Annotated in this window: 14 protein-coding genes and 1 tRNA gene; 9 read left to right on the top strand and 6 right to left on the bottom strand. The window is 59.8% G+C overall.

The annotated features are described in order from the left end of the window. Window positions 1-78 precede the first annotated feature (78 nt). Together ACOBR2_RS00785 and ACOBR2_RS00780 are read left to right on the top strand one after the other, a co-directional pair. The gene (locus tag ACOBR2_RS00785) at window positions 79-2,541 is read left to right on the top strand and encodes a 3-hydroxyacyl-CoA dehydrogenase NAD-binding domain-containing protein (RefSeq protein WP_420238177.1); all 2,463 of its coding nucleotides are present in this window, start codon (window positions 79-81) and stop codon (window positions 2,539-2,541) included. A 2-nt stretch (window positions 2,542-2,543) separates the two neighbouring features. Beyond that, a complete protein-coding gene (locus ACOBR2_RS00780; protein WP_420238176.1) occupies window positions 2,544-3,140 on the top strand; it encodes a hypothetical protein in 597 nt (198 codons plus the stop codon). 205 nt (window positions 3,141-3,345) lie between these two features. Here the strand turns inward: ACOBR2_RS00780 and rpsT are convergent, their stop codons facing one another. Together rpsT and ACOBR2_RS00770 are read right to left on the bottom strand one after the other, a co-directional pair. Continuing rightward, entirely contained in the window at window positions 3,346-3,618 is a 273-nt protein-coding gene (gene rpsT, locus ACOBR2_RS00775) for a 30S ribosomal protein S20 (RefSeq protein WP_420238175.1), read from the bottom strand. A 261-nt stretch (window positions 3,619-3,879) separates the two neighbouring features. Then, window positions 3,880-4,260, bottom strand: coding sequence for an EVE domain-containing protein (locus ACOBR2_RS00770; RefSeq protein WP_420238174.1), 381 nt, complete (start codon window positions 4,258-4,260; stop codon window positions 3,880-3,882). Between the two features lie 351 nt (window positions 4,261-4,611). Between ACOBR2_RS00770 and ACOBR2_RS00765 the strand changes: the two genes are divergently transcribed. The 3 genes from ACOBR2_RS00765 (at window position 4,612) to ACOBR2_RS00755 (ending at window position 9,835) form a co-directional block, all read left to right on the top strand. Then, window positions 4,612-7,221: an HD domain-containing protein gene (locus ACOBR2_RS00765; protein WP_420238173.1), complete on the top strand. Its 2,610-nt coding sequence runs from the start codon at window positions 4,612-4,614 to the stop codon at window positions 7,219-7,221. Between the two features lie 153 nt (window positions 7,222-7,374). After that, entirely contained in the window at window positions 7,375-8,121 is a 747-nt protein-coding gene (locus ACOBR2_RS00760) for a tetratricopeptide repeat protein (protein ID WP_420238172.1), read from the top strand. Window position 8,122: 1 nt separating this feature from the next. Then, a complete protein-coding gene (locus ACOBR2_RS00755) occupies window positions 8,123-9,835 on the top strand; it encodes a chloride channel protein (protein WP_420238171.1) in 1,713 nt (570 codons plus the stop codon). Window positions 9,836-9,857: 22 nt separating this feature from the next. On the opposite strand, the gene ACOBR2_RS00750 is transcribed toward ACOBR2_RS00755, so the two are convergent. Then, window positions 9,858-11,489: a methyl-accepting chemotaxis protein gene (locus ACOBR2_RS00750; protein WP_420238170.1), complete on the bottom strand. Its 1,632-nt coding sequence runs from the start codon at window positions 11,487-11,489 to the stop codon at window positions 9,858-9,860. A 524-nt stretch (window positions 11,490-12,013) separates the two neighbouring features. Here ACOBR2_RS00750 and acnA point away from each other — a divergent pair. The 3 genes from acnA (at window position 12,014) to ACOBR2_RS00735 (ending at window position 15,580) form a co-directional block, all read left to right on the top strand. Further along, a complete protein-coding gene (gene acnA, locus ACOBR2_RS00745) occupies window positions 12,014-14,788 on the top strand; it encodes an aconitate hydratase AcnA (RefSeq protein ID WP_420238169.1) in 2,775 nt (924 codons plus the stop codon). A gap of 107 nt (window positions 14,789-14,895) precedes the next feature. Further along, window positions 14,896-15,222: a hypothetical protein gene (locus ACOBR2_RS00740; RefSeq protein ID WP_420238168.1), complete on the top strand. Its 327-nt coding sequence runs from the start codon at window positions 14,896-14,898 to the stop codon at window positions 15,220-15,222. Beyond that, complete coding sequence (locus ACOBR2_RS00735) at window positions 15,203-15,580, top strand: hypothetical protein (RefSeq protein WP_420238167.1); 378 nt, start codon at window positions 15,203-15,205, stop codon at window positions 15,578-15,580. Before ACOBR2_RS00740 ends, ACOBR2_RS00735 begins: the two co-directional genes overlap by 20 nt. A 97-nt stretch (window positions 15,581-15,677) precedes the next feature. Here ACOBR2_RS00735 and purF read toward each other — a convergent pair whose 3' ends face one another. After that, window positions 15,678-17,201, bottom strand: coding sequence for an amidophosphoribosyltransferase (gene purF, locus ACOBR2_RS00730; RefSeq protein ID WP_420240049.1), 1,524 nt, complete (start codon window positions 17,199-17,201; stop codon window positions 15,678-15,680). After that, window positions 17,201-19,699: a phosphoribosylformylglycinamidine synthase subunit PurL gene (gene purL, locus ACOBR2_RS00725; protein WP_420238166.1), complete on the bottom strand. Its 2,499-nt coding sequence runs from the start codon at window positions 19,697-19,699 to the stop codon at window positions 17,201-17,203. Before purL ends, purF begins: the two co-directional genes overlap by 1 nt. Before the next feature lie 195 nt (window positions 19,700-19,894). Between purL and ACOBR2_RS00720 the strand changes: the two genes are divergently transcribed. After that, window positions 19,895-19,981: transfer RNA gene (locus ACOBR2_RS00720), tRNA-Leu, on the top strand. A 183-nt stretch (window positions 19,982-20,164) separates the two neighbouring features. On the opposite strand, the gene ACOBR2_RS00715 is transcribed toward ACOBR2_RS00720, so the two are convergent. Further along, window positions 20,165-21,970 (bottom strand): capsule assembly Wzi family protein, encoded by a 1,806-nt coding sequence (locus ACOBR2_RS00715; RefSeq protein ID WP_420238165.1) that lies wholly within the window; start codon window positions 21,968-21,970, stop codon window positions 20,165-20,167. Window positions 21,971-22,246 lie beyond the last annotated feature (276 nt).

Genomic DNA, 22,246 nt, shown 5'->3' with positions numbered 1-22,246 from the left:
GCAGTGTGCAGAAACTGAGCCCATCCAATACTCTGGTTTTGCCGGTTTTGTATTGGAATCTTCCCAGAAAGAGCAAGGATGCGTAACGTTGAACCGCAGACCCTGATCCAGATGCCTGCTCCCGCCGCGCCGCTGCTGGTTCGCCGCGCCGCCGTGTTGGGAACCGACCTCGCAGGACCGCTGCTGGCCACCCAGCTGGCCAATGCCGGCATTCCCGTCCTGCTGCTCGACCTGCCTGGAGAACAACCGCAATCTGCTCGCGCCGCGCTCAAGGCGCTGGCCCAGTTCCAGCCAACGCCCTTCCACGACGCCGACGGACCGGCTCTCATCACCCCTGGCAACCTCGACGACGATCTTGTCCAGCTAGCCAACTGCGACTGGGTTCTGGAGGCCGTAACCGGCCCCTTGCAGCTCAAAACCGCGCTCTACCAGCGGATTCTGCCTGTTCTGAAACCTTCTGCCGTGCTCACCACTCACTCCAGCGGGCTGTCGATTGCCGCCCTGAGCGAAGGTCTGGGGGAGGGACGGCGACGCTTCTTCGGCACGCACTTTCTCCTGCCGGCGCGCTCGCAGAGCCTGCTGGAGTTGATTCCCACTTCCATGAGCAATCCGGCGCTGGTAGCCGGCTTTGCCGCCTTTGCCGATCTGCGCCTGGGCAAGATCGTGGTCGAATCTCGCGATACGCCCAACTTCATCGCCAACCGTATTGAGATCGAGGCGCTCTTTGCCGCGGGCCGCCTCATGCTGGAGCAGGACCTGAGCCTGGAGGAGGTGGACTCGCTCACCACAGCAGTGCTCGGGCGCTCACACACCAGCTTCTTCCACCTTGCTGACCAGATTGGAATCGACGCGCTTGCCCTGATGGCAGCCCACCAGACGTCCTCGACCGCAAGCCACAACTTTGCCCTGCTCCTACAGCAGATGGTGGCTCATGGCTGGCTGGGCGACAAGGCGGGCCAGGGTTTTTACCGCCAGCGCACTACCCCGGAAGGCCCTGCGTACGATGTGCTCGACCTTGCTCGCATGGAGTACCGTCCGCCGCAAAAACCCGTGCCTGCCGCAAAAGCTTTCACCGCCGCCGAGTATGTGCGGTCGTTGTTTTCAGCCGAACAAGCCAGCCAGCAGGCCACTCCGCAGGCGGCCCGCTTTCTGCGCCCCTTTCTGGAGGAGTTGTGGAGTTCTGCCACAGCCCGCATCGGCGAAGCTGCCGATAACGTCTATGACGTGGATCGCGCCATGCGGGCCGGCTTCCACTGGGAGCTGGGGCCCTTTGAGCTGTGGGATGCGGCTGGGGTTGAAGCCAGCCTCCAGTTTTTGAAAGCCCAAAACCAGCTCGCCTACCGCCAGGCTCTGGCGCTGCTGGCCTCCGGGCAAACTGGCTGGTACGCCGCGCAAGGCCGCGCCTGCTTTGATCCCGTCCTCGGCAATCTGCTGCTGATCGCCCGCACCCCAGGCCACCGCCGCGTGGCCGACTATCGCCGCTCCTCTGGCCTAGTGAGCTCCTCTGGTGTAGTCCGCAGAAACGCCGGAGCTTCGCTCGTCGATCTGGGCGATGGCGTGGGCGGCATTGAACTGCACTCCCTGAAGAATGCCATCGGCGGCGATGTGCTCTCACTGCTGCTGGCCATACTGGACGCTGAAGGCGAAGCCGTCCGCCGCTTCCGCGCCTTTGTGCTCTCGGGCGACCGCAACCACTTCAGCGTGGGCGCAAACCTGCTGCAAATTCTGCTGCTTGCCCGGCAGGGCGACTGGCAGGAACTGGACGCCTACCTGCGCAGCTTCCAGCAGATGACCTCCGCCCTCAAGTTCTGTCCCCGTCCGGTGGTAGTGGCTCCCTTCGGGCACACGCTGGGCGGCGGAGCCGAAATCTGTCTGCACGCCGTCCGCTGCCAGCCGCATGCCGAAACCTGCATCGGTTTGGTGGAAGCCGCAGTCGGCCTGCTCCCCTCCGGTGGCGGCATCAAAGAGATGCTGCTGCGCGCGCTCGACAATGCTGCGGCGGTTGCGCCCCCAAACCCGCTGGAAAACCAGATTGAGCACTTTGCCCCGTCCATCGCCCTGCACTCTGCCCTGCACCGCGCCTTCATGACCATCGCGCAGGCCAGAGTCTCCACCTCGGCAGCCGGCGGCAGAAGGCTCGGCCTCTTCAACACCGCTGACCGCATCACCATGAATCGCGAACGGCAGCTGGAAGACGCCAAGCTGCAGGCCATCGCTCTGGCCGCCGTCGGCTACGCGCCGCCCATGCCGCGCACCAACCTTCCCGCCCCCGGTCAGGCAGCTTTTGCCACGCTAGAAAGGGCAATTTGCACCATGAATGAGGCAGGGCGCGAAACGGGCCCGTGCAGCGACCACGACGCCAAAGTCGCCCGCAAGATTGCCGAGGTTCTTACCGCCAGCACGCTTGCCCCCGGCACACTCCTCGCCGAACAAACCATTCTGGACCTGGAACGCGAGGCTTTTCTTTCTCTGGCTGGCGAAGGCAAGACACAGGAACGAATTGCGTATACGCTGAAGACGGGAAAACCGCTGCGGAACTGACCATGAAACACTCACCGTGCAGAATAAAACTTATTTTTTGGACCATGCTGGCCAGCGTGGCGCAGCTCTGCGCACAGGATCCGTTCCTGCGCACGGGGCAGGTTCTCTATGAAGGCCACGCCACGGCCTACGTGATTCGCCATCTGCCGGTAAATGCATTTCCCGAGCTTCCAGCCGCCGTCCGTTCCGAGCTGGAGCACCGCGGCTGCCAGATTCCGCAAACCTACGAAGCCCACCAGCCCGAAAACGTGGTCAGCGCCAGCCTGCGCCAGCCCGATTCGGTCGACTGGGCGGTTCTCTGCTCGGTCAACGGCACTGTCTCCCTGCTGGTCTTTTTCGGAGACAGCCCGGTTCCGACTGTGCTGGCGAACGCGCCGGAAACCGACCGCCTGCAGCCCCACGATCCGGGCAGCACCCTCGGCTTCAACTGGGGCATTGATCCGGCCACGCCCGAACAGGTACACGAGGCACAGACCGGCCTGCAGCCCCGCCCAACCCGCCTGGATCATGACGCTCTGGCCGACTCCGTTCTGGAGCGCCGCACCCGCTACCACTTCTTTGTCAACGGCCACTGGACGCTGCTCGAACTACCCGACTGATTCCGCAAAAACTATCGCAAAAAGGAAAAGCACGCATTCCCGGAATCATGGGTCCGGTAGAATGCGTGCTTTAGGTTGGATTTGCGAACTCCGCTGCGGGGAACTCTTGATGCCGGCGCAGACAAATGCACAAGAAGTGGTGCACTCTCCCAGAGAAAACTTCTGTTTCCTCAGCGCTGCTTTTTCCGCGCGGCTTAAAAAAGAGTTACTTGGCCGTGGCCAGCGCCTTCAGGCGGGCATTCAGACGGCTCTTGTAGCGGGAAGCGGTGTTGGCGTGAAGGATGCCCTTCTGCACGCTCTTGTCGAGCGCCGAAGATGTCTCACGATACTGGGTCTGGGCGGTAGCCACATCACCCTTGGCCAATGCTTCGCGGAAGGCACGCAGGCTGGTGCGCACGCGGCTGCGATTGGCGCGGTTCACATCGGTACGGGTCACGGTCTGACGAGCGCGCTTGAGCGACGATACATGGTTTGCCATGATTATTCCTTAATCTGCCCTGTTTTCAGGGGGAAATGATGCGGAGTCGGAATGCAACTCGAGCCGCATCCCTCGCAGTCTTTTAGTTTAGAGGAATTTCGGGGGAGGGTCAATGCTGCTCCCGCCTTGCGGCTCACCGCCTGTGCCAGCTTGCTAGCTGCAATCTGTTCATAAACAATGCCGTTCCCTCCCTGTGCCCGCTGCCGCCGCTCCTGCAAATGGATGGATTTCGTCGCTGAAGTGCCTCATGAGTTGTGCAACTCATCCGAGGAACCACTTCCACTGCGCTTCACTCAGCGGCACCACGCCCAGACGGCCGATGATGACCAGCGGAGAATCGGCAAAGATCGGCTCGGACTTGATGGCGGCCAGAGTCTTCGGAGTTTTGAGCGCTTTGCCCGCTTTGACGCGGACGATGGGAACCTTGGGGTCGGCAGGGTCCACGCTGAGTACCTTGCCGCTGCCCACGGCGGTGCGCTGGTCGCCGGTGTGGTAAAAAATCCACTCCGTTCCCGGCCGCATCTCGCGCAGATACTTCACGGCCTGCGGGTTGTGGACACCATCCCAGACCGTCTCCTGGTCACGCTGAAAATCATCGAAGCTGTAGACGTCGGGCTCGGTTTTGAAGAGGAAATAGGCCATCGGCGCTCCTTGGTGGATGTTGCAGAGCCGGCGGAATGCTCGTCCGGTGCTGGTTTACTTTGGATATTCAGGCCGGAGGGTTCGATCCGAAATCTTCCTAAAAAAACTTCAAAAACAATGAAATGCAGAAAAATTGCAGGCGTACGGCAAGGTTTTTGTAGAGAGATTGACCAAATAGAGAGACAGATTCCGCCTTGATGGGCAGTTTTGTTCTTTTTTCGCACAGCTTTTCGGGTTTCAGGTGCAATTTTCCGCCATCCTTTGCACCCTGGATTTCACTTCCGCGCCCAGTTCGCTTATGCTTTCCCTAATACCTGTTTTGCTTCGGCATCTCACAGCCAAAAATCAATTATGGATCCAGTCGTTATCGCAGTAGACGATCTTCGGGAGCAGTATCTCAAAGAGATGGCTTTGGTCCGCCAGACCTTTGAACGCACCGGTGATGGCACAGCCGCCATCCGGAGACGGTCTGCGGTTGTGGACCGGATTCTGATTGAAATGTGGCGTCGGACCTTTGCTGACCGTCCCGTACCCAACGCGGCCCTGCTGGCCCTGGGCGGTTACGGACGCAAGGACCTCTTCCCCTTTTCCGATATTGATGTGCTCTTCGCCTTTGCCGACGACAAGACGGAAGAGCAAACCCGGGAAGCGGTGCGGGGCATGATTCAGGGCATGTGGGACATTGGTCTACGCGCCAGTCCGGCAGCCCGAACAGTAAAAGAAGCCGGCCGCTTCGACCCCGACAATCTTGAGTTCACCCTGGCCACGCTCGACCGGCGTTTTCTGGCTGGAAGCTTCCCGCTCTACCAGCAGTTGCACCAGCAGGTGCTGCCCGGCATGGTATTGAGCGAGTGGAACACCATCACCCAGAAGCTGGGCGAGATTGCCCGCGCCCGCCACGGTAAGTTCAGCAACACCATCTTCCATCTGGAACCGAATCTGAAGGATTGCCCGGGCGGACTGCGCGATTACGCGCTTTCGGTCTGGTTTGCGGTGCTCTTCCATCTGAAGGAGAACCGGGAGTGGCCCCGCCAGCGTGGCGGCGTCTTCCAGAGTGCCCGCGGCGACGCCGAGGCGGCCTTCGACTTTCTGGCTGCCGCCCGATGTTTCCTGCACTTCCGCCATGGCCGCGATGACAATGCGCTGGATTGGCAGTCGCAGGATGAGGCCGCAGCGCTCAGCATCGGCCTGGAAACGCGCGGCACGGCCGATCCGGCCTACTGGATGCGCACCTATTACCGGCATGCCCGCGTGGTCTATCGCCGCGCCGCCTTGCTGATGGAGCACCTGCCCGCACCGGTCAGTTTTTATCGCCAGTTCCGCCGTCGTCGTACGCCGATTGCCGGCACCGACTTCATGCTCGACCAGGGCCGCATCGACATTCAGCCCGGAGCACAGTTCAACGATACGGCTGCCATTCTGCGGGTTTTCTCGCTGATGGCCACCCACGGCTACACCCTTTCGCAGGCAGCTGAAGACCGCATCACCGACGCTCTGCCGGTGCTGGCCATTCACATTCCCGAGGGTCCGTACCTGTGGAACGCCTTGCGCGAGGTGCTGATGGGACCCCATGCGGCCCACGCCCTGCGCACCATGCACGCCCTCGGCGTGCTGGAGATGCTCATCCCCGAGTTCCACGGCATTGATGCACTGGTGATCCGCGACAGCTATCACCGCTACACGGTGGACGAGCACACCTTCCTGACCATCGACAACGTGCACAACCTGCGCCAGCCGGAGCATGAGTTCGAGCAGCGCCTGGCACAACTGCTGCCCGAAGTCGATCGTCTGGACCTCTTTCTGCTCTCGCTCTTGTTGCACGATACCGGCAAGGCCCGTCGCGCAGGCGAACACGCCACACAGTCGGTGGAGCTGGCCGACAGCTTTCTGGCCCGTCTGGACTTTGACACCGAGGAACGCGAAGCGGTGCTCAGCCTGATCCGCCTCCATCTGGACATGTCAGCCGCCATGCGCCGCGACATCTTCGACATGGAGAACGTGCGCAACTTTGCCGAGAAGATCGCCAGCCCGCAGATTCTGAAGATGCTCACGCTGATGACCTTCGCTGACATCAAGGCCGTCAATCCTGAAGCACTGACGCCGTGGAAAGCCGAGAATCTGTGGCAGTTCTACATGGCTACCTCGAACTTCATGGATAGCTCTGTGGACGAGGTGCGCTATCGCGCCGCCATCGATCCCACGCTGCTCAACCGTCTGCGTTCGATGGTGCCGGCCAGCCAGTACGATGCGCTGGGCCAGTTTCTGGAAGGTCTGCCGCAACGCTACCTGCAGACGCGCCTGCCCGAGCAGATCCGCAATCACTTCCAGATGGCGCTCAGCCTGGACGAAGACGCGGTACAGCTGGACCTGCGGCCCAACCGCCAGTTGCTCGACCTGACCGTGATTACGCGCGACCGCTCCCGGCTTTTTGCCGACGTGGCTGGAGCGCTGGCTTCCTGGGGCATGAACATTGTGCGCGCCGGAGCATTCTCAAACGACCAGGGCGTGATCGTGGACAGCTTCCAGTTCACTGACAGCTTCCGCACCCTGGAGCTGAACCCGAGCGAGCGTGAGCGCTTCCTCGAAAACATGCACGACGTGGTGGCACAGAAGGTGGATGTGCAGACGCTGCTGGCCTCCCGCCGTCACATGAACCATCCGTCGAACTTCAAGGTGGAAGTTCCCACCAAGATCAAGTTCGATAATGCATCGTCGTCGCACTCGACGCTGATGCAGGTGGTGGCGCAGGATCTACCCGGCCTGCTGCGCGAGATTGCGCTCAACTTCAATGCGCATGATTGCTCCATCAAGGTAGCACTGATCGACACCGAAGGCGAGACCGCCATTGACGTCTTTTATCTGACCCGCCAGGGAATCAAGCTGACCGAAGATGAACAGCAGATTCTGGCCCGGAATTTGACAGAGAAGATCGAGGCCATGCGAGACCCGGCAACAAAGTAGCTCAGTTCCGAAGTAGTCCTCACCAGAAAGCCCGTCGCAGAAGCGGCGGGCTTTTGCATGCACTTCGTTGAAATACGGTATTTTGCAACGAAGGTGACGCTACACTGGAAAGAGCGGAAACCAAGGATCTACTCTGCCTTCCGCCCTCATGCCATGGAAAAAGAAGATTCAATTGGGCCAACGCTTGCTGAGCTGAACAAACGCTCCGTGACGGCCGTGCTGCTGGTCATTGGCGCTGCTGTAGGGTGGGCGTGCGTGCTGGGGCTAACGCATCTGGTTGAGCGTCAGGATGCACGGCTGGAAGCGCAGGCCGCCGCGCGCGGACAGTACGAACTGCATGCCGGGCATTCCGCTGCAGCCTTGGAAGACTTCCAGACCGCTCTGCTTTATGAACGCGAGAACGCAAACGATTCGCTGGGCCTGGCCGAAGCGCTGCTGGGCATGGGAAAAATCGAAGAGGCGCGCAACTCCCTGCAGCGCCTGCGCGAGCATGAGCCGGAAAACGGGCAGGTAAATCTGGAACTGGCGCGTATTGCCGTACACCAGAACAACACCGATGCCGCCGAGCAGTACTATCACAGCGCAATCTACGCCACGTGGCCGGACTCACTGGCTTCCGTGCGCCAGCAGGCGCGGCTGGAGCTGGTGGGCTATCTTTTGAGCCGGCAGAGAAAACCACAAGCGCAGGCCGAACTGATGTCTTTGGACGCCAATGCCGGAGACAATACGGCGCTGCGTCTGCAGGTTGCTGATCTGCTGATGCTGGCCGGAGATCCGGGCCATGCGCTGGCGCTTTATCGTCAACTGCTGCACCAGAATCGCCACAACGATGCGGCACACCTTGGCGTGGAACGCGCCCAGGCCGCACTGGCAAGTAAAAACGCCGGAGAGGAAAACTGAGATGGAAGAAAGAACCTCGCGGCTGCAGACGGTGCTGGAGATGTTGTTTCGCGAAGACCGTTTTTTCCTGCTGCTCTCAGTTTTTATCGGCATCTTCTCGGGACTGGCGATTGTCTGCTTTCACTACGCCATGGCGCTCTTTCGTCTGTGGTTTCTAGGCACCGCCGCCACACCGCCCGTTTGGCGCATGCTCGCGATGCCTGCGCTGGCCGGCCTGATCATTGCCTTTCTTGCACTGCGCTTCTTTCCTGCGGCACGCGGCAGTGGCGTAAACCAGACCAAGGGCGCGCTCTACATCTTCAACGGCTACATTCCGCTGAAGACCGCCGTAGGCAAGTTTCTGCTGGCTTCCATGGCAATCGGCAGCGGCTTTTCGCTTGGCCCAGAAGATCCTTCGCTGCAGATCGGTGCTTGCATCGCGTCGTTCCTGGGCCGCTGGGTGAATTTTTCCCGTGAGCGTCTGCGACTGCTTGCCCCAGTGGGCGCTGCGGCTGGTCTGGCTGCGGCATTCAATGCGCCCATCTCTGCTGTCCTCTTCGTCATTGAAGAAGTGATTGGCCGCTGGACGGCGGGCATTCTTGGCTCAGTGGTGCTGGCCGCTGTTTCAAGCGTGGTGGTGGTACGCAGTTTTCTCGGCGCGGAACCACTCTTTCGCATTCCTGTAGTCGAAGTACAGCGCCCCTCCGAACTGATCGCCTACATTGTGCTGGGGCTGGCAGGCGGATTGCTCTCGGTAGCTTTTGCGGGCAGCGCCACCGCGCTGCGCCCGCGCTTTCAGCAACTGCCACGCTGGTCACAGTATCTGCAGCCGGCCGCAGCGGGCTTGCTGGTGGGCATGATTGGTGTGCTGGGTGCGCCGCAGGTGATGGGCGCTGGCTATCAGGCCATGGATTCTGCCATGCGCGGACACTTTACCTGGCAGTTTCTGGTGCTGCTGGCCGTGCTCAAGATCGTGGCCACACTGCTCTCGTTCATCAGCGGTACGCCGGGCGGCATGTTCGCGCCCACGCTCTTTGTAGGTGCCATGCTGGGCGCAGCCGTGGGCGAGGCCGAGCATGCACTGCTGCCACACCTGAGCGTTTCACCCGGAACCTACGCGCTGGTGGGCATGGGTGTGCTGTTTGCAGGATTTCTGCGCGCCCCCATGACCTCGGTCTTCATGATCCTGGAGGTCAGCGGCAACTACGCCATTATTTTGCCGGTGATCGTGGCCAATACGGTTTCCTATCTGGTGGCGCGCACGCTGCAGCCGGTAGCCATCTTTGACGCGCTCACCCGCCAGGACGGTCTGGAACTGCCTTCCATGGAAGAGGAGCGCGAAGTTGGCATTCTGCAGGTGGAAGACGCCATGCGCGCCTATCGCGGCCGCATCTTCACCCCCGCAACGCCACTCGATGAGGCACGGACCGCACTGCGCAAGGATGGCTTTCACGCACTGCTGGTACACATGGAGCCCGAAGGCTGGTGCTGCCTGCGTTCCAGTGATCTGAAAGCCCGCACGGTTGTGACTGGGGAAGAATCAACTCTGGAAGCTCTTCTGCCTGAGGAGCCCATGCCGGTGCTGCATCCTGATCAGCCGCTAGCCACGGCGCTGCACTTTGCCGATCAATGGCCGCTGGTGCCCGTGGTCAGCCGTGTGGGCGAAGGCAAACTAGAGGGCGTGGTGACATTGCGCGCCGTGCTCGACTGCTACCGCGCCAGCGACGCACTCTGACGAGAACATCCCCGGGAATATTTTAGGCCAGAGTGAACTGGCGAATGACGCCATCCAGTTCGTTGGCCAACGAGGACAGATTGCGACTGGCCTGCGAGGCCTCATCAGCAGCGCGGGAGTTTTCCTCCGCCAGGCCCGAGATTTCGTGCGCCGACTCGGAGATTTCATGCGATGCCGCAGTCTGCTCGGTAGCCGCCGTGGCAATCATGGAGATCTGTCTTTCCACCTGCTTGGAAGACTCGATGATCTTCTCCAGGCTGCTGCGTGCGTTGTCGGTTTCGCTGATGCCAGCTTCGACGGCCTCGCGGCTCTTCGACATCACTTCCACCGTTCCGCGAGTTTCCTCCTGAATGGCATGGATGGTTCCGGCAATCTCACCGGTGGCGCTGTTGGTGCGTTCGGCCAAGCGGCGAACCTCACCGGCAACAACCGCGAATCCGCGACCGTGCTCGCCGGCACGGGCAGCTTCGATGGCGGCGTTCAAGGCCAGCAGGTTGGTCTGCTCGCTGATCTCCTGAATTACGTTGACCACCTTGCCAATCTCAATCGAGCGCTCTGCCAGTACATTCATCTTCCCGGCCACCGTGCCGGTCGCAGCAGCAATGCGTTCCATGGTGACAGCCGTGGCCTTCATCACCTGCCCGCCCTGGCTGGCCAACTCCGCCGACTCTCCACTGGAAGCCACGGCCGATTCGGCGTTGTGACTGATCTCGCCGATAGTGGCCGTCATCTGCTGTGCCGCAGCGGCAATCTGGTTGGTCTTGTCCGACTGTGCGGCGGTGTTGGCATGCGATTGCGAGGAGTGTTGGCTCATTTGTTCGGCTGCAGCCGAAAGCGTTTGAGCACCCTGCGTCAACGTCTCGATCACCTCCTGCATCTCGCTCACACAGGTGTTGGTGGCCGTACACAACCGTCCCACTTCGTCCCCGCTCACCACATCCACATGTGCGGTCAGATCCTTACGCGCCAGCTTTTCCAGCGCGCCGGTTGCATTCAGAAGCGGCGGAACAATCATGCGGGTTAACGTAATGCCCACCACGATGCAAAGCGCTATCACCAGCGTGATAACGCACGCCGACATCCAGAACAGCATGTCATTGGCGGAATTGATGCGGGTGCTGTTCTGATTGCTTTCGGTGCCATACTCGTCAGAAATTTTCACGATGGTATTGAACGCCGTATTGAAGTTGCCCAGCAGTTGCTGTTCCTGACGCCCCAGATCCATGATGTCTTTTTTCGTGTTCGTGGCGTTGGTGCGCATAATCTCATCGCTCTGGTTGCGATAGGTGGCAAAGGCGTCTTCCGCCGACTGAAACTCCGCCTTGTTCTCGGGCGTAATGTCGAGCGCCATGAACTTGGCCTTGGCGGCATCGTACTTGTCGAGCGCGGTTGCACGGCGTTTGTCGTACGCATCCAAACAAGCAGAATCGGAACAAAGCAGGCTAGCCAGTTCCATGCGCCGCGCCGCCTGCATCTGGCTCCCCATCTCGCTGGCCGCCTGCGCGGCAGGCAGCGAATGCACCGTCAGATCCTTGGTCAGACCGTTGGCATGGCGCAGGCCGATCAGTGTCGTGCCTCCCTGAATCATGCAAAGCAGACAGATTGCGCCGAATGCTCCCAAAAACTTCTGAGACAAACCCAGATTATTAAACATCCCTGCTCCTTCGAAGCCGCAATCTGCGCAAAACGAACAAGGTTGCGGACCTAACCTTAAAGCCGACAAGTAGATTGTTTATCGGATTTTCCTGGGAATTAATCACTTCCCTTTCCCCATCGTCTTCTGATGGGCCCATTACGACAACAACCAACAAACAGGCGTCCCCCCTTTGCCCCGTCAGCTTCAGCACGTGCCCGCCCGCAACCATTTGCATCCACTGCTTTTGTGCCGGACCAGCGACTAAAAGATGAGCTTCATCCAATACAAATGTTCTAAAATTCCCTCTAAGCTTATGCATCATAGTTTTCCCATTTCTGCCTTCGCTCGACTCAAGCGCTTTCGGCATGGTCGACCAGACCGTGGACGCCGCCCCGTCTGCTGAGTAATCTATCCACGTTGAATAGTTTCTCCGGTTCACGGCCGCACACCTGCACATGCGCTTGAACCGTTCCTGGCCTGCCCCCACGCCGGCCGGAAGAACTCTGTCGATCCGCCCTGTGGCGGATAGAAAGGTTTCACCGATGAACAGCTTCCAGAGCCGCTCCACGCTCCAGAGCGGTAACAAGACCTACACCATCTATCGCCTGCCCTCACTTGAAGCCCGCGGATTCAACCTGAGCCGTCTGCCCTTCAGCCTGAAAGTATTGCTCGAAAATCTGCTCCGCCGCGAAGACGGCGTGAATGTGACGGCCGGCGACATTGAGTTCCTGGCCAAGTGGGATGCCAAAGCCAAGCCCAGCCGCGAGATTGCCTACATGCCTGCCCGCGTGCTCATGCAGGACTTTACCGGCGTTCCGGCGGTGGTGGATCTGGGAGCAATGCGCGACGCCATTGTGGCCCTCGGCGGCGATCCGGCGCGGGTCAATCCGCTCATCCCGGCCGAGTTGGTCATTGACCATTCGGTGCAGGTGGACGAGTACGGCGCGGCAGGAGCCTTTGACGCCAACTCCTTCCTCGAATTCCAGCGCAACCGTGAGCGCTACGCCTTCCTCAAGTGGGGGCAGTCGTCCTTCCGCAACTTCTCCGCCGTGCCGCCGGGCATGGGCATCTGCCATCAGGTGAACTTGGAGTATCTGGCCCGCGTGGTTTACACCGCCGAGCAGAATGGCGAGCAGGTGGCCTACCCCGACACCTGCGTCGGTACCGACTCCCACACCACCATGATCAACGGCCTGGGCGTGCTGGGCTGGGGCGTGGGCGGCATCGAGGCCGAGGCGGCCATGCTCGGCCAGCCGGTTTCCATGCTGCTGCCCCAGGTGGTCGGCTTCAAGCTGAAGGGCCAGCTGCCGGAGGGCGCTACCGCCACCGATCTGGTGCTGACCGTGACGCAGGCTCTGCGCAAGCTGGGCGTGGTGGGCAAGTTCGTTGAGTTTTACGGACCCGGCGTGGCCGAGCTGGCGCTGGCCGACCGCGCCACCCTCAGCAACATGGGCCCCGAGTACGGCGCAACCTGCGGCATCTTCCCGGTGGACGCCGAGACTCTGCACTTCCTGCGTCTGACTGGTCGCAGCGAAGAGCAGGTGGCGCTGGTGGAGGCCTACTACAAGGCGCAGGGCATGTTCCACACCGCCGAAACGCCCGAGGCCGAGTACAGCGATACGCTGGAACTCGACTTGGCGACGGTAGAGCCCAGCGTGGCCGGACCCAAGCGCCCGCAGGATCGCATGCTGGTGAAGAATGTACCTCCCAGCTTCAAAGAGCAGTTGCCCAACCTGCTGGCCCCCACCGCCAAGCCGCTGGGTGCCCGCACGGCCGAGCCCTGGACCCCGCAGCCGCTGGTGGACACCTTTGCCACCTCGGCCTCGCCGCTGCACCGCACCACCACCGTCAAGGAACGCTTTGGCGTAGAGCCGGACAAGTATCTGGACCACGGCGCGGTGGTGATTGCCGCTATTACCAGCTGCACCAACACCTCCAACCCCTCGGTGATGATGGCCGCCGGACTCGTGGCGAAAAAGGCCGTCGAGAAGGGTCTGAGCGTTCCGCCGTGGGTGAAAACCTCGCTGGCACCCGGCTCGCGCGTGGTGACGGACTACTACCAGAAGGCAGGTTTACTGCCCTATCTGGACAAGCTGCGCTTTAACGTCGTCGGCTACGGCTGTACCACCTGCATCGGCAACTCCGGCCCGCTGCCGGAAGACGTAAAAAAGTCCATCGACGAGCACGGTCTGGTGGCATGCAGCGTACTCAGTGGCAATCGCAACTTTGAGGGCCGCGTGAACGTGGACGTGCGCGCCAATTACCTGATGAGCCCGCCGCTGGTGGTGGCTTACGCGCTGGCTGGCAAGATCGGCCACGACTTTGCCACCGAGCCGCTCGGCAAGGATCAGGCCGGTCAGCCCGTCTACCTGAAGGATCTTTGGCCCACCCAGGCCGAGGTGGCCGCTGCGGTCGACAAGGGACTGTCGAGCGAAGGCTTCCGCAAGGAATACGCCACGGTTTCACTCGGCGATGCCAACTGGCAGGGACTCAAATTCCCCACCGGCGACGTCTACCAGTGGGAACCCGATTCCACCTACATTCGCAAGGCGCCCTACTTTCACGGCATGGCCAAGACGCCCGCGCCGGTCACCGACATTGCCGGAGCCCGCGTACTGGCGGTGCTGGGCGACTCAGTCACTACCGACCACATCTCGCCTGCTGGCTCCATCAAAGCCAATGGTCCGGCAGGCAAGTATCTGGCGGCGAACGGCGTGACACAGGCTGACTTCAACAGCTACGGATCGCGCCGTGGCAATCACGAAGTGATGGTGCGCGGAACATTCGCCAATGTACGCCTGCGCAACAAGCTGGCCCCGGGAACCGAAGGCGGAGTCACACGTCTGCTGCCCGAGGGTGAACAGATGAGCATCTTTGACGCCAGCGTGAAGTACGCCGAACGCAATGTGCCGCTGATCATTCTGGCTGGCAAGGAATACGGCTCGGGCAGCTCTCGGGATTGGGCCGCCAAGGGACCGAAGCTGCTGGGCGTGCGCGCTGTGATTGCCGAAAGCTTTGAGCGCATCCATCGCTCCAACCTCGTCGGCATGGGCATTTTGCCGCTGGAGTTCCCGGCGGGCCAGAACACCGAATCGCTCGGCCTCACCGGCGAAGAATCTTTTTCTTTTCTTGGACTGACTGAATTGCTCAAGGGAAGGTTCGCCTCCGGCCACGCACTCGAAGTGGTTGCCACCTGCGCCGACGGCTCGAAGAAGAGCTTCAAGGCCAACGTCCGCATCGACACTCCGCAGGAGATCGAGTACTACGAGCACGGCGGCATTCTGCTCTACGTGCTGCGGCAACTAGCTGAAAAATAGCACCTGCAGTGCGGCGAAAAACAAAGCGGCGTTCCTCTTTGGGGCACGCCGCTTTTTCTTGCGCACAGACAGGACGTCAAAGATCCCCCCTGTGCTACACTTGCCCTGTGAATCGGAAGCGGAAGCCGGTCGATGACTATACCGTTGAAGTTCATGCATTGAAAGGCAAGCGTAAGGGAGCTGTGCTCAAGGAAGAAGTCTGGTGGGAAGATGGTCGGGTAACCGCCTACAACCTTGCCTATATCAACCTGAAGCTCTGCCGAGTGGATCATGGTCGCGTTCTTGGCTTTGACAATAGCCATGGCTTTCATCACCGGCACTTCATGGGCAAGGTTGAGCCTGTTGAAGAACAAACCTACGAAGCCATCTACGAGCGCTTTCTTCGTGAACTGCATGAGATCTGGAGTGTTGAAGATGAAAAAGACCAAGGTTGAAATCAAGAGCGAATCAACGGAGCAATTTTTTGACCGCCTGCGTTCGCATGCGCGTGCTATGGATCGTGGGGGAAAACTCCCCACTGGCATTACCATCAGCTTCGAAGATCCGCTGGAGATGCTCTCTGTACTGACCGTGGAACGCCTGCGCCTGCTCAAGCAGATCAAGCAGGAAACACAACAGATTTCCGTACTGGCGCGTTCGCTGAAGCGTGAAGTGCGTGCCGTGAGCCGCGATGTTCTTCTGCTGGAAAAAGCCGGGCTAGTGAAGACCAGCTATGCAAACAATCCTGGTCATGGCCGCATGAAGCTCGTTGAGCCGGTGGCACAGGAATACAAACTGGTAGCAAATTTGTAAATATTTTGGCGCTTTGCACATATGCAAAAACAGAAAGCGCCGCTCCCGGGTATTTCCCGGAGCGGCGCTTTTGGTTTTGTGTGGCTTCATGCGGCGTTTATGCCCCTGCAACGGCGGGCAGAATCGCATCTGCATCTACCCACTCGGTGGGGTAGTTGCCGGTGAAGCAGGCGGTGCAGTAGCCGATCTTCTGATCGCCGCAGGCAGCCTTCAGCAGGCCATCGTGCGAAAGATAAGCCAGCGAATCGGCCTCGATGTAGCGGCAGATTTCGGCAACCGACTGGTTGGCGGCAATCAGGTCGTGCTTGTCCGGCGTATCGATGCCGTAAAAGCAGGGCGAGATCGTCGGCGGGCAACTGATGCGCAAGTGAACTTCCTTGGCTCCAGCGCCGCGCACCATGCGCACAATCTTCCTTGACGTGGTTCCGCGGATGATCGAGTCATCGATGAGAATGACGCGCTTGCCTTCCAACAGATTGCGCACCGGATTGAGCTTGAGGCGCACACCAAAATCGCGCACGCGCTGCTCGGGCTCAATAAAGGTGCGGCCCACGTAGTGATTACGAATCAGGCCCAGACGGAAGGGCACGCCAGCCTCTTCGGCATAGCCGAGAGCAGCGGTCACACCCGAGTCAGGAACCGGTACGATCACATCTGCCGGAACGTGCGATTCGCGAGCCAGTTGGCGGCCCATCTCATCGCGCGACTCCTGCACCCAGCGGCCGAAGATGCGGCTATCGGGGCGGGCAAAGTAGACGTGCTCAAAAACGCAGCTGGACTGGGCCACACCGGTGGAATACTTACGGCTGGTCAGTCCGTCTTCGGTCACCATCACCAGCTCGCCCGGCTCCACGTCACGAATGTACTTGGCGTGCAGCAGATCAAAGGCGCAGGTCTCGCTGGCAAAAACGATGGTGTCGGGCTGGCCCGGCTCAGTGGCCGGAATGCGGCCAATCGAGAGCGGACGGAAGCCGTGCGGATCGCGGGCGGCAAAGATGCGGTCGCGCGTCATCATCACGATGGAAAAAGCTCCATCGATCTGCTTGAGCGAACCGGCAATTGCATCCACCAGCGAGGCGGCCGGTGAGTGTGCGATCAGCTGCACAATAATCTCGCTGTCCGAGGTAGTCTGGAAGTTGGCACCCTCGCGCTCCAGCGCCGTGCGGATGTTGCCAAGGTTGATCAGATTGCCATTGTGGGCAATCGCGATCAGGCCCTTGGTGGAATCCACGCGAATGGGCTGCGCGTTCAGCAGAGCCGAGTCGCCGGTTGTCGAGTAGCGGGTGTGGCCAATGGCCATCGAGCCGGGCAGCTTGGCCAGCACATCTTCCGTGAAGATTTCGCTCACCAGGCCCATGCCCTTGATGTTGGCCAGGCTGCCATCGTGCGCCGAGGCAATGCCAGCCGACTCCTGCCCACGATGTTGCAGAGCGTACAACGCCAGATAGATTTGACGCGCCGCATCGGGATGCGCATAGATGGCTGCAACGCCGCACTCTTCGTGCAGCGTGTCGGCCTCGGCCTCACGCTGCACGGAAGTGGGAACAGCAGAAAGTTCGGAAACAAGTTCGGTGGAACGATCCTTCACACCGGGGACGCCCTGAAAAAGCAGGCGCTGCATCATGCGTGTACCTCGCCATGGAGTGTGGCTTCCAGAGCCGAAGCCCAGGGAGCGCGCAGTTCTTCAAGTTCGGCTGAGATCATCTTCTCGCGGTAGACGCCGATTTCCAGCTTGCTGCCGCCGGTCGAGCCAATGTGCTCCACAAAGTAGCCGTACTCGTCGGCCAGATCCGTAATGGTATTCAGCTGACTGGGGTTTGCGGAAAGCAGAACGGTCGAAGACGGCTCGGCAAACAGGCCAAAGAGCGGATGGGCCAGCAACGACGGATCCTGCTCAACGCTTGCGCCAATCGCCTTGGGAAAGCAGGCCTGAGCCAGCGCCACGGCAATACCGCCATCGGCAATGTCGCGCGCCGAGTGGATCAACTGACGTTCCGCCAGCACTTGCAGCAGCGTGTGCAGATCGGCTTCCGCCTCCAGATCGAGCGCCGGAGGCTGACCCCAAAGCTCGCCCAGAATCGCACGGGCGTACTCCGACGAACCAAAGACCGCAAGCTCTTCCGCGGCGGAAAGCTCGGTCTCAGCCGCATCTTCTGCAACCAGAGCCGGCTCCGCACCCAACACGCCGGGAGCAACTTCACTGGCAGCGTCGGTCGGTGCGCCGTGGAAGGGCACCTTCAGCGTCGGATCGGGTTCTTCTCCCGAGGGAATCGGCCACAGCAGCAAAACGGCGTCGCCAGCCTGCTGGAAGTGATCGGGCACAGCCTTGGTCACATCGTCCAGAATGCCCACGATGCCCAGCACCGGGGTCGGATAAATGCCTTCGCCCCTGGTCTCGTTGTACAGCGAGACGTTGCCACCGGTAATCGGCGTGCCCAGAGCCGTGCAGGCCTCGCAGATGCCGTCGATGGCCGCCGAAAGCTGGGCCATGATCTCGGGCTTTTCAGGGTTGCCAAAGTTCAGGCAGTTGGTGGCCGCTACCGGCTTTGCGCCGCTCATGGCTACCTTGCGGGCGGACTCGGAAACGGCATGCATTGCGCCCAGCTTCGGGTCCAGATACGCCCAACGGCCATTGCCGTCGAGAGCCATTGCCAGACCACGCTCGGGCTTGGCGGACGTCGGATCGGTGGAGTTCTGATCCTTCGGTCCAGTGCCCTTGATGCGCATCAGGCCAGCTTCGCCGCCAGGTCCAATAACCGTATTGGTCTGCACCATGGAGTCGTACTGCTGATGAACCCAGGTCTTCGAGCAGACGTTCTGGCTGGCCAGCAGAGCCTTTAGATCGGCGGTAAGATTGCGATCCTCGGCCAGCAGGTCCTGCACACGCTCGCTCGGCAGCGGCTCAACCGGAGCCTTCCACTCGCCCACCGGGCGGTGATAAAGCGGCGCATCGTCGGTCAACGAAGTGTTGGGAATGTCGGCGACCAGAGTGCCGTGGTGACGAATGCGCAGGCGGGGTTCGTCCTTCACCACGCCGCAGATCGTCGCGTCCAGGCCCCACTTGGTAAAGACCTTCAGAACTTCGTCTTCACGGCCCTTTTCGGCCACCAGCAGCATGCGCTCCTGGCTCTCGGAAAGCATGATTTCGTAGGAGCTCATGCCCGTCTCACGCTGCGGAATCAGATCCAGTTCCACGTCGAGTCCGACGCCGCCACGGGCGCCCATCTCACAGGTGGAGCAGGTCAGTCCGGCCGCGCCCATGTCCTGAATGCCGACGATGGCACCGGTCTGCATGGCTTCCAGGCAGGCTTCCAGTAGCAGCTTTTCCATGAACGGATCGCCGCACTGTACGTTGGGCCGCTTCTCTTCCGAGCCCTCGTGGAACTCTTCGCTGGCCATGGTCGCGCCATGAATGCCGTCGCGTCCGGTCTTGGCGCCTACATAAATGACGGGGTTGCCCGCGCCAGTCGCCTTGCCGTAGAAAATTTCGTCAATACGCACCAAACCTAGTGCAAAAGCATTCACCAGCGGATTGCCCGAGTAACAGGCCTCAAACTTGGTTTCGCCGCCCAGGTTGGGCACGCCAAAACAGTTGCCGTAACCGGCAATGCCGCTGACCACACCCTCAACAATCGAGTGATTTTTGTTGATCAGATCGGGCGTTTCGCTCTTGTCGGTGGGGTCAATGGGGCCAAAACGCAGCGAGTCCATCACGGCCAGCGGCCGAGCGCCCATGGTAAAGATGTCGCGCAGAATGCCGCCCACGCCCGTGGCCGCGCCCTGAAAGGGCTCGATGTAGCTGGGGTGGTTGTGCGACTCGATCTTGAAGGCACAGGCCCAGCCATCACCAACATCGATGATGCCGGCGTTTTCTCCGGGACCTTGGACAACCAGCTCGCTTTCAGTCGGTAACCGCTTTAGATGCACGCGGCTAGACTTGTAGGAGCAGTGCTCGGACCACATAACGGAGTAAATTCCAAGCTCGGTGAGCGATGGAACACGACCCAGAGCCGCATGAATGCGTTCGTACTCCTCCGCCGTAATGCTGTGCTGGGCCAGCAATTGCGGGGTGATGGAGACTGGCTCGGGAACAACTGCAGAGGTGGCAGTGGTTTTCACGGTACCTTCATTTTCTCATGAGTAGAGTGCGAAAGTGGAGAGCATTGCAAGAGGAGGAAGCTTACATTGGTTCCATCTGCAGCGGCGATGGAGCAAAGTGCAGCAGCTATGGTGCAATATCCTCTCTAAAGAGACAGCGGGGCTCTGGCGGCAAAGCTCTGCCTGTGCGATACTTGAAGCAAGTACCCACCCCATGCCGGGATGGCGGAACTGGCAGACGCAGCGGACTCAAAATCCGCCGATCACAAGGTCGTGGGGGTTCGACCCCCCCTCCCGGCACCAACAAAACAAATCCTTTCAATAAATTTGGCCCCTCCAGAACGGAGAGGCCAGTATCGTTTGGTGACTGTTTTGATGGCTGCTGCTTCCCACAAGAATGTACCGCTTGGCAGCGATTCCCCCTGCGCATAGACAGCACAAAAGAAATCACTGCCCATTCCAACAAACTTGCTCCCGCTCAAACAGTTATTTTTTGGGGAACCAGGTCAACTGAACCGTGGTTGCCCAGACGCTCTGCGCCCCGGGCATATAAATTGGGGCCTTCCACTGCTCCCGCGTCAAGGTTCCATTCACTTCAAAGTCTTTGCCGATACGCTTCACGGCCTGAACGCCAAAATCATTCAGCGTGGTTCCGCCGGAGATAAAATCCTTGTCTGCCTTCTGATGACGCGCAGCCAGCTGGATCATCTCATTGCCACTCAGGTGGTAGGTCACCCACGCCTGCCCACCCTTGTCTTCACGTCCGATCCAGTCTCCAAAGATTTGTCCCTTGTTCGTATAGCCCTGGCGATCCATGTTTTCCCAATACATGAATTGCCCATTCTGGCTGTTCGTGATGGGCGGATCGGTCCAGACAAATTCCGTACGCAGATCAAACTTTTGCGCTTTGGGTAGATGAGACAGGTAAAAACCAGGGCGCCAGGCAGCGCGGCGGGGCGAGTCACAAGAACAGACATCGTCGTGCGCTTCGCCGTCGGCATAGAACGTCAACCAATTCCGAACAAAGGGCAAGCGATAAGAGAGTGTAAATGCGCCATAACGCGAACCCGGATCGCGATTACTGTTCTTTTGCGGCGGCTGAGGCGCAGTTACACTGAAAAAGCTGCGGAGAAAGGAATGCAGGTTGATGCCTTCATGCCCTTGGCCACCCCAAATAACGGTGCGCTCAAAACTCACCTCAAAATCACTGGTCGGCTTCAAAGAAACCTTTTCAACGTGAATCCAGGGCTTGCCAGGATTCACCCAGTTGTTTGGGGTAGCTGCCATGTAGGTGTGGCCCTGCACTTCACCTACCAGAAACTCATAGCGAAACGGTCCTGTCAGACGCGAAAGAGCCGGGACATAAAGGGGTTTCTGGCGGTCGATGTGCAAGGCATACAGATTCTGTGCGTTGTTGGAGTAGGCAAAAGCGCCACCCTGCGCCGGGCTGAGCCATTCATCCTTGCGTCCGAAAGAAATCTCGTGATTCCAGAGGTGCGTGGAAACGTAGGCTTCCAGCGGGTTGAAGCTTCTGTGCCCGGCGATTTCTCCTGCTGGAATAGTCGCCTGGTAATACGGCACCCCGGTTGCAGAATTGGTGTAGGCAAGGCCATCCACCGACGTAGCAAGCCTTTGCGCCAGCGTGGAAGAATAGCCTTCCGTCGATGGCGTCTCCTGAAATTCTCCGCGCAGATAAACCAGGAAGCGGCCGGCCGTGGCGTAGCCAGAAAAGCCCGAATAGTTGTTTACGCCATTGGCATAGGGCCTGCCGTAGTCGTTGATCATGGTAGAGCCAAGGTGGAAGCTATCACGCAGCGAAGTTCCCGTCAGAACCCGGGTGGAGGAATACACGGATTCGACGTGCAGATTTTCTTCCTTCAACAGGCAGTGGTTCGCCGGGCTATAGTGCAGTTCCTCGACCAGGGATTGATAGATCTTCTGCGCCTCATCGAGCGAAGGCACATCGTAATCACTTGCCTCCTCCATTGTTCGCGCCGCTTCGTCGAGCATGCTTCCCACAGCGGCACGGGTCCAGGGACGCTCGCCGATGTATACAGTCTGCAGATAGCCCATCGAATAGAGACGCAGAATGGCGGGGTACACCCAGCTATCGACCGGGATATAGGCAGTATCGCTTTTTGCCGAAGAACACGATGGCGTAGCCGACAACGTCTGGGCGGGAAGATTTGTATCTTGCGCAGAGGCATTCAAAAAGGCAGAAGCCAGAATGCCTGCAATAAAGATGGATTGAATTCCTCGCCAGCGACCAAGGGGGGAACTGATTTTAGGCATATACACTCACCTTCTTATTTTGTTGGAGGCGCCTTCCAAGAACATACATTCCATTCTTAGAAATAATTTTCTGCCAATTCCATGTTGAGGAGAAAACCCCCAACCGAAACAGGCTCAGCAGGAAGCGAGCCCGCAGGCGATTTCGCATGATTACCATTCTCCCGTACCAGACTGCGCATCGCAAGAGCCCATATGCTCCAACAGGAACAAAACATTCAACCTGAACCCTTGATTCATTTCTGCACTGCAAAATTCCCAGTGTGGAATGTTTCACGC

The sequence above is a fragment of the Telmatobacter bradus genome (assembly GCF_048629425.1).
Taxonomy (GTDB): Bacteria; Acidobacteriota; Terriglobia; order Terriglobales; family Acidobacteriaceae; genus Telmatobacter; species Telmatobacter bradus.
This window is presented reverse-complemented; position numbering and strand designations above follow the sequence as displayed.

Bases quoted from the DNA above. Each gene is read 5' to 3' on its own strand.
- ACOBR2_RS00780 (WP_420238176.1), top strand. From the start codon at position 2,544: ATGAAACACTCACCGTGCAGAATAAAACTTATTTTTTGGACCATGCTG.
- ACOBR2_RS00715 (WP_420238165.1), bottom strand. From the start codon at position 21,970: ATGCCTAAAATCAGTTCCCCCCTTGGTCGCTGGCGAGGAATTCAATCC.
- ACOBR2_RS00755 (WP_420238171.1), top strand. From the start codon at position 8,123: ATGGAAGAAAGAACCTCGCGGCTGCAGACGGTGCTGGAGATGTTGTTT.
- ACOBR2_RS00750 (WP_420238170.1), bottom strand. From the start codon at position 11,489: ATGTTTAATAATCTGGGTTTGTCTCAGAAGTTTTTGGGAGCATTCGGC.
- ACOBR2_RS00770 (WP_420238174.1), bottom strand. From the start codon at position 4,260: ATGGCCTATTTCCTCTTCAAAACCGAGCCCGACGTCTACAGCTTCGAT.
- ACOBR2_RS00785 (WP_420238177.1), top strand. From the start codon at position 79: ATGCGTAACGTTGAACCGCAGACCCTGATCCAGATGCCTGCTCCCGCC.
- purF (WP_420240049.1), bottom strand. From the start codon at position 17,201: ATGCAGCGCCTGCTTTTTCAGGGCGTCCCCGGTGTGAAGGATCGTTCC.
- ACOBR2_RS00765 (WP_420238173.1), top strand. From the start codon at position 4,612: ATGGATCCAGTCGTTATCGCAGTAGACGATCTTCGGGAGCAGTATCTC.
- ACOBR2_RS00735 (WP_420238167.1), top strand. From the start codon at position 15,203: ATGAAAAAGACCAAGGTTGAAATCAAGAGCGAATCAACGGAGCAATTT.
- acnA (WP_420238169.1), top strand. From the start codon at position 12,014: ATGAACAGCTTCCAGAGCCGCTCCACGCTCCAGAGCGGTAACAAGACC.
- rpsT (WP_420238175.1), bottom strand. From the start codon at position 3,618: ATGGCAAACCATGTATCGTCGCTCAAGCGCGCTCGTCAGACCGTGACC.
- ACOBR2_RS00760 (WP_420238172.1), top strand. From the start codon at position 7,375: ATGGAAAAAGAAGATTCAATTGGGCCAACGCTTGCTGAGCTGAACAAA.